Here is an 11,268-nt window from a genome sequence, read left to right on the forward strand (position 1 = left end):
AAGCCGCAACCATTCACTATACCAACACTGGACGCCGGGGAAAGATGCTTCGGCTACAGGACCACCGTGTATCCTGCTCAAATCCACCTTATGAAACACGTCAACTCCACCCCGGCCCGTCTTGAAGCCTTCTCCGATGGCGTCATCGCCGTCATCATCACCATCATGGTGCTGGAGCTCAAGGTCCCGCACGAAGACGGCTTCGCCGGCCTCCGTCAGGTCCTGCCAACGCTCCTCATCTACGCCCTGTCCTTCACCTACACCGGCATCTACTGGATAAACCACCGCCACCTCATCGACCGGTGCAGCGAACGCATCGACCGCGTCGACGAGGCCATGCTGTGGTCCAACCTGTTTCTTCTCTTCTGTTTATCGCTTTTGCCGTTCTCCACCGCCTACCTCCTCGACAAGCACCTCGACAGCCTTTCGGTCGCCCTCTACGGCACCGGAAACCTCGTCACCGGTTTCAGCTTCATGCTTTTGCGCCTTGCGATCCTGCGCCGTCTCCGCCGCTCCGGGAAGCTCCTGCACGAAGACATGGCCGCCCGCCCCAAGGACATGATCTCGGTCGTCACCTACGTCGTCTCCATTCCGCTGGCCTGCTACCACCCCGATGTCGCCCTCGGCCTGATCGCTGCCGTCACCCTCATCTGGATCATCCCGACCATCGGCGTCGAGCCCTGCGAAGATCACCTCCACAACGATCCGATCTAGTCCGCCATCCCCTCCAACACCACCTCGCTGATCGGCTCTACTCCAAACTCACCCTCCCACCGCGCGACGACCACGCTCGCCAGGCAATTTCCCACCACATTCACCATCGTTCTGCCCATATCCATCAGGGCGTCGATCCCCAGAATCACAAAAATCGGCTCGGTCGGCAGGCGGAAAGTCGCGGCGGTCGCCAACAAGACCACCAGCGTAGCCCGGGGCACACCCGCAACGCCCTTGCTGGTCAGGATCAGCGTGCCCATCATCAGCAACTGTTCGCCCCAGCTCATGTGAATCCCCGCCGCCTGCGCCACAAAGATGCTGGCCAACGCCAGGTAAAGCGTCGATCCATCCAGATTGAAGCTGTACCCTGCGGGAATCACAAACGCCAGGATGCGCCGCGGCACCCCCAGCGCCTCCATCGATTCCATCGCCCTCGGCAGCGCCGCTTCGCTCGCCGCCGTGGCAAACGCAATCGTGGCCGGCTCTGCCACGGCCCGCAGAAACCGCCTCACCGGCACGCCCGCGATCAGCGCCACCGGCAGCATCACCAGCACCGCGAAGGCGATCAACGCCGCATACAGCGTCAGCAGCAGCTTGCCCAGATTCACCAGCACTCCAAGCCCCAGGTGCCCCACGGTAAAGGCCATCGCCGCACCCACGCCGATTGGCGCAAAGTACATCACCACATTGGTGAACTTGAACATCACCTCGGAGAGGCTCTCGCACAGTCGCAGTACGGGCCCGCGCTTTTCTTCCGACAGGCAAGCCAGCGCAATGCCGAAGAACACGCCGAATACCGCTACCTGCAGAATCTGCCCTTCAGCGATCGACTTCGCAATATTCTCCGGAAAGATGTGCAGCAGAAAGTCGTCCCAGTGCAGAGGCGCTACCTTCTGGATCGCCTCCGCAGCCCCGGCTGCGGCCGGCAGCGACAACCCCACGCCTGCCTTCGAAATATTGATCGCCACCAGCCCAATCACCAGCGCCAGCGTCGTCAGCACCTCAAAGTAGATCAGGCTCTTCACCCCAATCCGCCCGACGCCCTTCAGGTCCCCATGTCCCGCTATACCGGTTACCAGTGTCGCCAGGATCAGCGGTGCGACGATCGTTTTGATCATCCGCAGAAAGATGTCCGAGAACACCCGCAGCGACCCCGCGAACACCGGAGCATCGAACCCGATCTCCGCCCCCGCCACCATCGCGATAAAGATCCACGGCGTAAGGCTTCGCCGGCGAACCCCATATACCGCTAAACCGGCAATGCCTGCCCAACGCACTACCTCACCCGCAAGGCGTGCAGTTGCCGCGCCATGACCCAGACTCTGGGTAAGGATGCCCACCAGGAAAAGCCCCACGCCGGGCAGCAGGAAGCCGAGATCGTTCTTGGAAATGTTCATGTGTTGCGCAGAATACAGCACCGGCCCGTACTCTTGCTTGGAGCCATGTCTTCCCCTGCTGGTAGCATCGAAGGCGTATGCGTTTGAAGCTCTTCGCCTCCGTCTTCGCATCTCTGCTGCCTGTCCTCACGGCGGCCGCGCAGCAACCTCTTCTGCCAGGGCAGGCCAGTGGATCCCTGCCGTTTGGTCCTGGAGCACCCACCGCAGCGTCGCCCCTCACGCAGCCCACCCTGTCTCCCGGTGTCTTCCTTCTCTTCGACCTCGAGCACCGCTTCGCCGCGTCCGTCGCCAAAGGTGGCGGCAAGGCCTTTGCCACCTGGTTCGCCGACGACGCCGTTACCCTGACCAACGGCAAACCCGCCGTCCTGGGACGGGGCAACATCGCAGCCCAGGCGAACTGGGATCCAAAGCTCTACCAACTCACCTGGACCCCGCAGGGTGCCCAGATGCTGCCCTCCAACGATGCCGGCTACACCTGGGGCCACTACGAGGGCCACGCCCGCGACCGCAACGGGCAGCCCATCGTCACCACCGGACGCTACATCACCCTCTGGAAGAAGACCCCCGATGGGAGCTGGAAGGTGGCGCTCGACGCCAGCGCCGACGAGCCCCCCAACGCCGGAGACTGCTGCACCCTGCCCAAGCCATGACGGCGACGGGTACGACTACCTAACCCTAAAGTTGCAGTGCGGAAATCGTTTCCAGTGCATACGATAGTGAGCCAGCACCTTTCTCGCGGCATCCAGCCATGAACGCTTTGCAGGAAAAAGACGAGCTCAAACGCATCGACGCCCTTGAGGAGTATGAGGTGCTCGGTGCTACGCCTGACGCGGCATTGGACGACATCGTCCGTCTCGCCGGACAGCTCTGCAACGCGCCTCTGGCTTTGATCGCCCTCGTCGGCCCCGACCGCCTCTACTTCCGCTCCGTCATCGGGGCCGAGATCTCCGATGCTCCCCGCGGCAATCTGCCGTTTGAGGATGTCCTTCTCTCCAACGACGTCTACGAAATTTCCGACGCACGCCTCGATCCGGCCTACCGCAACGGCATCGCGTTTGCCGGACGCAGCTTCCGCTTCTTCGCCGGGGCGCCTCTTGTCACACCGGCAGGCGCGGTTATCGGCAGCCTCAGCGTCATGGATTCGGCCAATCGCCGCCTTACCAACGCGCAGGTCACCAGCCTCGCCGCGCTTGCCCGTCAGGCCATCAACCAGCTTGAGCTCAACAACCGAATCCGGCAGATGGACCGCGCTGCGCACGCCCGTGTCCGCGCCGAATCCGCCCTCACCGTGGAGCGCAACTTCGTCTCAGCCGTCCTCGATACCGTCGGCGCTCTCGTCGTCGTCTACGACACCGCCGGTCGCATTGTCCGCTTCAACCGAGCCTGCGAAACCGCCTCCGGATACGACTTCCCCTCGCTCGTTGGACGCTACCCCTGGGAGCGTCTCATCCCGGAGAGCGATATTTCCACAGCCATCGACGCCTTCGAGCGGCTCCGCAACGGTGAGTTTCCCGCCACCTTCGAGAACAAGTGGGTCAGCCGCGATGGCTCTGAGCGTCTCATCGACTGGTGTGCGACAGCCCTGCTCGACCCCCAGGGCCAGGTCGCCTTCATCATCGCGACCGGCATCGACGTTACCGTGCAGCGCGCCGCCGAATCGACCCTCCGCGAGTCGGAAGCGCGTTATCGCCAGCTTGTCGAAGGCTCCCTCGGTATGGTCTGCACCCACGACCTCGACGGCGTCCTCCTCTCGGTCAACACCCACGGCGCACAGAGCATCGGACGCACCGTGGAGGATATGGTAGGCCGCTCGCTGGGCGACCTCATGATTCCGGGCAAGCAGGCGCTTCTCGAACCCTATCTCCAGCAGATCGAGGAGACGGGAGAAGCGCAGGGCCTGCTCTACCTCTCGCACGTCAACGGCGAACACCGCGTCATCGCCTATCGCAACAAGTTGATCGATGTTCCGGGGCACGAGCCGTATGTGCTCGGCTTCGGCGTCGATATCTCCGAGCAGGTCAAGGCAGAGGACAAGCTTCGCGTCCTCATCCGGCAGTCGAACTCCATCCTCGAGAGCGTCGGCGACGGCATCTACGGTATCGATCTCGAAGGCAAGGTCACGGTCATCAACCCTGCGGCCGCCCAGATGCTCGGCTACAAGCCCCAGGAACTTCTCGGCAAGGTCTTCCACGATGTGGTCCACCACACCCGGCCCGACGGCACCCCCTATCCGGAAGAAGAGTGCCCCGTCCGCCGCACCCTCATCAACCGCGACACCATTCGCGTCGCCAACGAGGTCTTCTGGCGTAAGGACGGCACCAGCTTCCCCGTGGAATACGTCGCGCGCCCTCAGATCGAGTCCAACAAGGACTCAGGACGCGAGGGGAAGGCCGTCGGAGTCGTCGTCGCCTTCACCGATACCACGGAACGCCGTGCCCTCGACCGCATGAAGGACGAGTTTGTCTCCACCGTCTCGCACGAGCTCCGCACGCCGTTGACCAGCCTGCGCGCCGCCCTGGGACTCATTGCTGGCGGAGCCCTCCAGAACCGCCCCGACAAGCTCCAGCACATGCTCGAGATCGCCATCGGCAACACCGACCGTCTCGTCCGCCTTGTGAACGACATCCTCGATCTCGAGCGCATCGGCTCCGGCCAGGCTGAACTGCACTACACCATGTGCTCCGTCGACGACCTTCTCCGCCGCGCCGCCGGCCTCCAGCAGACCGCTGCGGCCAAGAGCAGCATCGCCATCTCCTTCGACGCTGCCGGCGTCAACGTCTGGGCCGATCCGGACCGGGTGCTTCAGACTCTCACCAATCTCATCTCGAACGCCATCAAGTTCTCACCCGCGGGCAGCGCCATCCGTCTCTCCGCCCGCAACCTCGACGAAGCCGAGGTCGAGATTCAGGTGGAGGATCACGGCCGCGGCATCCCCGAGGATAAGCTCGAGCAGATCTTCGAGCGCTTCCAGCAGGTCGACGCCTCGGACTCCCGCGCCATGGGGGGCACCGGCCTCGGCCTCGCCATCTGCCGCAGCATCGTGCATCAGCACGGAGGACGCATCTGGGCCACCAGCCGCCTGGGCGAAGGCGCGACCTTCCACTTCACCCTGCCTACCCGCCCTGCCAACAATCTCCGCTGACAACAGGCAAAAGATTGTGGGGAAAAGGCGGAAAAAGCGGGAAAAAAAGCAAAGACAAAGCCAAACAAAGAAAAAGGCGAAAGAGAAGAGGGTACGGAGCGAAGACAAGAGCGGATTATTTGCGCCGGCACCTTCGAAGCATCCGTTTTTGCTGTTGTCTCTCTCCCGCTTTTTCCCCACAATCTTTTGCTTTCGTTCAGCGCAAGGAACCCACCATCAAGGGCAGCAACTCTGCCGTCCGCGCCTGCCGGAACTTGAAGATCGATGCGATCTGGAATGCTGCGAAAGGCTGCGCCAACGGAGACAAGGCCCCCAGCGGCAGCTCATACTCCACCGAGTCCTTCAGCCGTGTCCCGGCCCCCTCTACTGTCAGCCGGTGGCAGTGCTTCCAATACGCGAACGGTCCCCGCACCTGGATATCGCAGAAGTGATCGTTCCACTCGAACTCCGTGATCTCCGCCTCCCAGGGCAGACGGATCGGCGAAAGCGGAAAGGGCCGAAAGCTCATCGTAATCCGCGTCCCGGCTCCCGCAGCAATCCCGCGAATCCGCTTCGAAGGCGTGGGATGCGGTGGAGGCGGCGCAAACGAAGCCTCCTCGATGCGCGCCTTCTGCCACCCCGGCATCAGCCGCGGAAGGTTCTCCGGGTTCGAGAAGAAAGCAAACACTACCTCAATCGGGAAGGGAAGCCACTGTTCCGCGTTGTACGTGTACGTCATCATGCCCCCGCGTGAATCGCCTTGCGATGACTCACTGTATCGCCATCTTCTGGCTTCAAACTACGAAACACCACCGTCGATAGAATCGTCAGCACACCCATCGCCAGCAGCGCTTTGTGCAGACCATGAATCATAAGCCCCGGCGCCGACTGGGCATTCTCCGGCACAAAGAACGCCGTCGCCAATCCGGCCACCGCCACGCCAAAGCTGATCGACATCTGCTGCATCGTGCTTGCAATCGTACTGGCGGCGCTGCTCTCCTGGTCCGTCGTATCCGCGTACACCAGCGTGTTCATCGCCGAGTACTGCAACGACGAAAATCCTCCATACAAAAACGCCAGCAGCACGATCCACCACACCGAAGTGGTCAGTCCAATGGTCGCGAACACCATCAACAAAACGCCCAGCACCACCGTATTCGACACCAACACCCACCGGTAGCCGACCTTCTCCAGAAGCTTCGGCATCATGGCTTTCATGCTCATCGCCGCCAGAGCCTGCGGCATCAGCAGAAACCCCGACTGCACCGGCGTAAAGCCAAGCCCCACCTGGTACAGCAGAGGCAGCAGAAACGGAACGCCGCCAATCCCCAGCCGCGTAAAGAAGCTCCCACCCACGGCTGCGCGAAACGTCCGTATCCGGAATAGATAAAGCTGCAGCAGCGGATACTGCATGGTCTTCGCATGCATCCAGTACCCGCCCAGCATGGCTAGCCCCATCACCAGCATGGCGGTGATCTCCCGCGAACTCAGCGTATGTTCGCCGAACACCTCGAGCACATACGACAGCAGACCCACCCCGGAGCCGAACATGATCAGCCCCACGACATCCAGCGCGTGCGTCTCTTCCCGATAGTCTGGAAGATGCAGATAGACCATCACCAACCCAACCAGCCCAATCGGAATATTGAGGAAAAAGATAAATCGCCAGTGCAGATACCCGACAATCAACCCGCCTGCCACGGGCCCCAGCATCGGAGCCACGAGCGCTGGAATCGAAACGAAACTCATTGTGCGTAGCAGATCGCTCTTCGCAAACGTCCGCACCAGCGTCAGCCGTCCCACCGGCACCATCATCGATCCGCCGCACCCCTGCAAGACCCGGCAGGCCACCAGCAGATGGATGTTGCTCGAAAGCCCGCACAGCAGCGAACCCAGCGTAAACAGGCCGATTGCAAACGCGAATGTCCGTCGCGTTCCGAACCGATCCGCCACCCACCCGCTGATCGGAATGAACACCGCCAGACTGAGTGTGTAGCTGGCAAGCACCGCCTTCATGCTCAGGGTACCTACATGCAGCGCCGCCGAGATTGCCGGCACGGCAGTATTCAGAATCGTCGTGTCCAGCGACTCCATAAAGAAGGCAACCGCCACCAGCCAGGGCAAAAGGCGTTTTGCGGCATCCGATGGTTGTTGGTTATTCCCCGGCAGGGCAGGTGATATCGGCAAAGACATAGAAGATCAGAATACGGCGTATCGTTGCGCGATGCCCGGTCAAACACAGAAAGAGCACCCCGTGGGGGTGCTCTTTTCTGCACAGCCGGGGGAGGAGCTTAGTTGGGCATCAACACCGTGTCGATGACGTGAATGACGCCGTTCGACTGGAACACATCGGCGATGGTGACGGTGGCCATACCGCCCTTTTCGTCGGTCAGCATGATCTTGCCGCCCACCTTGGTCGCCGTCAGCGTGCCGCCGGAAACCGTCTTCATCTCATACTTGCCGTGGCCCTTCTTGATCCAGGCCGAGAGTTCCTTGGAGCTGATCCGACCGGCCACAACGTGGTAGGTCAGAATCTTGGTCAAGGTGGCCTTGTTCTCAGGCTTCACCAGCGTGTCCACCGTGCCGGCAGGCAGCTTGGCAAAGGCGTCGTTGGTCGGAGCGAAGACCGTGAACGGTCCAGCGCTGTTGAGAGTGTCCACCAGGCCCGCAGCCTTCACGGCGGCGACAAGGGTCGTGTGAATGGGGGAGTTGACGGCGTTCTCGACGATCGTCTTCGTCGGGTACATGGCAGCTCCGCCGACCATGGGGTCGGTCTGTGCGGAGAGGGTAAGCGTGGACACGGAAAGTACACCGACGGCCAATGCCGCGAGGAGAGTCTTCTTGATCGTCATGATAGGTCCTTTGATTTCCTGTTGCCGAATTGTGTGGTTCTCAAGAGCTCCCTTGCGCAAGGGCTTCACTCTCTTCTACGCCGTTCATGCGAAGGTGGATTGCCACGGAAGGAGGCGATGCACACATTTCAATTCGTTGTGCGTCCCATCAAACTGCTTACGAAGTTGGCAACCCGGGCACCGACAATCGCCCCATCGTTGACTTTTCGGAGGGAGCCCGTTCAACTAAAGCCAGCATCGATGCAGACCAAGGTTATCCAACCCGGCACCGCATTAGCCCCCACCTCCACCAAGGCAGACGCCACGGTCAAGCACTCCCGCGACCGCGGCCTCCTCCTCATCGGCCTCTTCAAACTCGGCAAGGCGCTCTTCTTCTTCGCCATCGGTGCCGGAGCCCTGCAGTTTCTCCATAAAGATCTCGGCGAGACCATCCTTCGCCTCGCACCCAAGCTGCATGTCGACGCCGAAGGCAAGCTGGTCGAACTTCTCATGTCCAAGGTCGACCTCATCGACCACCACCGTCTCCGCCAGATCAGCATGGGCACCTTTGCCTACTCGGCGCTGGCCCTGGTGGAAGGGGTAGGCCTGATGATGGAACAGTCCTGGGCTGAGTACCTGACCCTCGGCCTGACGATCTCCTTCCTGCCCTGGGAGCTCTTCGAACTTGCCCGCGACGCCAACTGGTTCCGCGTGGGCCTGCTCCTGATCAATCTCCTCGTCCTCGGCTACCTGCTCTGGCTCCTGAAGCGGAAGCGCCGCGCTCACGAGTCAGCCTAGTCATACCGGCTTCTGCCTTCGCAATCGTCCTTTGATCGTGCTTCTCGAAGGCTCTGCCGCAGGCACTGCAGACACTCAAAGGCAGCCCGGAACGATCGCTTGGGCCAGACTCAGTATTTCGTTGTATAAACAACCTTTTCATACGTTACTGGCATTTTCGCTTTTATTTCGCTTTAGCAGAGACCCCGCAGTCCCGCAAGGGGAAAAACAGCAGGAACCAGGATCGTTAATCTCCCATATAGCGATCCTTGCATGAAGAGCCACAAGATGTAGATTTCCAACGGAAATCCCAGAAAAAACTGCACACGAAATCCACCGGTTTCCCAATTTAGGGCTTTACACGGGGCACACGGCGGGAGACGATGTGGATGGAAGTGGTAAAAAGTGGAGAAAAAGGGAACAACCTTACTCGATATGAGTGAATCTTACCCCTCAAGACCACTTAGGCGTACCAGGTAACCGAGCGAGTATGAGTTTCCGTGGAAATTACCCGACGAAGATCGACGAGAAGGGCCGGCTCAAAGTACCGGCTGACTTCAAGCGCCTCGCGGATGAGCAATACGGAGAAGGCACCAAGTTCTACATCACCAGTAAGGACGGGTTGCGGGCCGAGATTTACCCGCTGAAGGAATGGGAGGCCATCGAGGCGAAGCTTGCCACGTTGGGCTCAATGCATCCGGCTCGGAAGAAGTTCGTCGATACGACCAACTATTACGGCCAGATGACGGAAATGGACGCTCAGGGCCGCTTGCTCCTTCCCCAGGTCATTCGGGAGTCGGCGGATTTGAAAGAAGAAGTGGTTGTCCTTGGGTCGCTGACTTTTCTTGAAGTAGCGAACCGGCCGAAGTTCAAGGCCAAGATTGACGAACCGATGACCGAGGCAGAGCAGGCAGCCTTGGCGGAATTGGGAATTTAGTTGGAACCCGAAAGCAGCGGTCCAAGTTTTTCTCCTCAGGGAGAGCGCGTGACACCGAAACCGGTTCACACGCCTGTTCTTTTAGAAGACGCATTGGAGTACCTCAATGTACGTCCCGGCGGCGTGTATGTCGATGCCACCCTCGGTTTGGCCGGTCACTCTTCGGCCATCGCGAGAAAGCTGGGCAAGGCAGGCAAGCTGATCTGCTTCGACCGTGATCCCGAGGCGATGGCCAAGGCCAAGGCGCGGATGGACGAAGTCGCCGCGGAACTTGGCGACCAGATGCCCACCGTGGTCTACGTTCCCCGAGCCTTCTCGGAGGCAGCCCAGGAGATCAAGCCCGGCACGATCGACGGCTTGCTCGCGGACTTCGGAGTGAGCAGCCTGCAGCTCGACGAGGCGTACAGAGGATTCAGTTTTCGGTCGGATGGCCCACTTGATATGCGGATGGACACGCGCAGTGGGGAGACGGCCGAGCAAGTGGTAAATCAGGAAAACGAGAACGAACTCGCGGACCTGATTTACGAATTCGGAGAGGAGAGGAGGTCGCGGAAAATCGCCAGAGCCATTGTGCGGGCCCGGCCGATATCGACAACAGCAGAATTAGCTCGAGTGATATCGGTCGCGGCCCCATCAATGAAAGGCGACAAGATCCACCCCGCAACACGCACCTTTCAGGCCATCCGGATTCGAGTGAACAACGAGCTGGGAGAGATTCAATCGCTGCTCAAAAGCGCGGGCTCTCTCTTGAAGAAGAACGGACGTCTGGTGCTCATCAGCTTTCACAGCCTTGAAGACCGTTTGGTAAAAGACGCCTTCAAGGAAGCCAAGGACGCAAAGGTTTTCGAAGTATTGACCAAGAAGCCGGTGATCGCGGACGACGAAGAGCAAAGGCGAAACCCAAGATCACGCAGCGCCAAGATGAGAGCGGCACAGAAACTTTAGCAACGAGTGATTAAAGCACCACCCGAGGGTAGAACGATGGCGACGATGACAGCAGCAGGCATGGGACAGATGGGAATGCGGAGCCGGACCGGATCCATGGCTGAGCGCAACCGTGGACTCTTCGATCTGCAGCGCAAGGCACGCCGCGGGCCCACGCCCGAGGTCTTCTTCGCCAAGCACATCGACAACAGCCGCATCGTCAAGGCCGACGATCCCGTCCGCCGCCGTGAGATGCGCACCTTCACGGCTGTCATGGGCATCCTGTTCGTGCTGGTCATGGTCTACGTCTGGCAGCACTTCTCGGCCATCGAAGTCGGGTATTCGGTGGAGGCCCAGAAGGTCCAGATGGAGCAGATGCGCGAGGAAAACCGGCAGCTTCGCCTTACCGAGGCTCAGCTCACCGACCCGGGCCGCATCGATCGTATCGCCAAGCAGCTCGGTCTTGACGTTCCCCAGCCCGGCCAGGTCGTTCGCTCCGATGGCGGTGACCCGAACGCTCCGGTACTGGCGCAGGTCAACACGCCCGCCATGCAGTAACGACGACTA

At 60.6% G+C, this 11,268-nt stretch carries 11 protein-coding genes; 7 read left to right on the forward strand and 4 right to left on the reverse strand.

The window, feature by feature from the left end:
• The first annotated feature begins 90 nt into the window (after positions 1 to 90).
• Positions 91 to 714 carry a TMEM175 family protein gene (locus BM400_RS09470; RefSeq protein ID WP_089838775.1) on the forward strand — a complete coding sequence of 208 codons (624 nt, stop codon included), beginning with the start codon at positions 91 to 93 and terminating at the stop codon, positions 712 to 714.
• Here the strand turns inward: BM400_RS09470 and BM400_RS09475 are convergent.
• Positions 711 to 2,111 (reverse strand): dicarboxylate/amino acid:cation symporter, encoded by a 1,401-nt coding sequence (locus BM400_RS09475; protein ID WP_089838777.1) that lies wholly within the window; start codon positions 2,109 to 2,111, stop codon positions 711 to 713. The two genes, BM400_RS09470 and BM400_RS09475, sit on opposite strands and share 4 nt — an antisense overlap.
• A gap of 77 nt (positions 2,112 to 2,188) precedes the next feature.
• Here BM400_RS09475 and BM400_RS09480 point away from each other — a divergent pair, with 77 nt between their 5' ends.
• The gene (locus BM400_RS09480; protein WP_089838780.1) at positions 2,189 to 2,761 is read left to right on the forward strand and encodes a YybH family protein; all 573 of its coding nucleotides are present in this window, start codon (positions 2,189 to 2,191) and stop codon (positions 2,759 to 2,761) included.
• Positions 2,762 to 2,859: 98 nt separating this feature from the next.
• Positions 2,860 to 5,253 (forward strand): PAS domain S-box protein, encoded by a 2,394-nt coding sequence (locus BM400_RS09485; protein WP_089838782.1) that lies wholly within the window; start codon positions 2,860 to 2,862, stop codon positions 5,251 to 5,253.
• A gap of 196 nt (positions 5,254 to 5,449) precedes the next feature.
• On the opposite strand, the gene BM400_RS09490 is transcribed toward BM400_RS09485, so the two are convergent.
• From BM400_RS09490 to BM400_RS09500, 3 genes are all read right to left on the reverse strand, one after another.
• Positions 5,450 to 5,974, reverse strand: a complete 525-nt coding sequence (locus BM400_RS09490) for an SRPBCC family protein (protein ID WP_245781787.1) — start codon at positions 5,972 to 5,974, stop codon at positions 5,450 to 5,452.
• On the reverse strand, positions 5,971 to 7,425 hold the full coding sequence (locus BM400_RS09495; RefSeq protein WP_089838785.1) for a DHA2 family efflux MFS transporter permease subunit: 1,455 nt from the start codon (positions 7,423 to 7,425) through the stop codon (positions 5,971 to 5,973). Before BM400_RS09495 ends, BM400_RS09490 begins: the two co-directional genes overlap by 4 nt.
• A gap of 98 nt (positions 7,426 to 7,523) precedes the next feature.
• Positions 7,524 to 8,084 carry a fasciclin domain-containing protein gene (locus BM400_RS09500; RefSeq protein ID WP_089838786.1) on the reverse strand — a complete coding sequence of 187 codons (561 nt, stop codon included), beginning with the start codon at positions 8,082 to 8,084 and terminating at the stop codon, positions 7,524 to 7,526.
• A gap of 240 nt (positions 8,085 to 8,324) precedes the next feature.
• On the opposite strand from BM400_RS09500, the gene BM400_RS09505 reads away from it, so the two are divergent.
• The 4 genes from BM400_RS09505 (at position 8,325) to BM400_RS09520 (ending at position 11,259) form a co-directional block, all read left to right on the forward strand.
• Positions 8,325 to 8,861 carry a DUF2127 domain-containing protein gene (locus BM400_RS09505; protein WP_089838788.1) on the forward strand — a complete coding sequence of 179 codons (537 nt, stop codon included), beginning with the start codon at positions 8,325 to 8,327 and terminating at the stop codon, positions 8,859 to 8,861.
• Positions 8,862 to 9,330: 469 nt separating this feature from the next.
• Entirely contained in the window at positions 9,331 to 9,777 is a 447-nt protein-coding gene (locus BM400_RS09510) for a division/cell wall cluster transcriptional repressor MraZ (protein ID WP_089838790.1), read from the forward strand.
• A 48-nt stretch (positions 9,778 to 9,825) separates the two neighbouring features.
• Positions 9,826 to 10,722, forward strand: a complete 897-nt coding sequence (gene rsmH, locus BM400_RS09515) for a 16S rRNA (cytosine(1402)-N(4))-methyltransferase RsmH (protein ID WP_089838792.1) — start codon at positions 9,826 to 9,828, stop codon at positions 10,720 to 10,722.
• A gap of 36 nt (positions 10,723 to 10,758) precedes the next feature.
• Entirely contained in the window at positions 10,759 to 11,259 is a 501-nt protein-coding gene (locus BM400_RS09520; protein WP_089838794.1) for an FtsB/FtsL family cell division protein, read from the forward strand.
• Positions 11,260 to 11,268: the final 9 nt, after the last annotated feature.

Origin of the sequence: Granulicella pectinivorans (assembly GCF_900114625.1) — a bacterium.
Lineage (GTDB): Bacteria > Acidobacteriota > Terriglobia > Terriglobales > Acidobacteriaceae > Edaphobacter > Edaphobacter pectinivorans.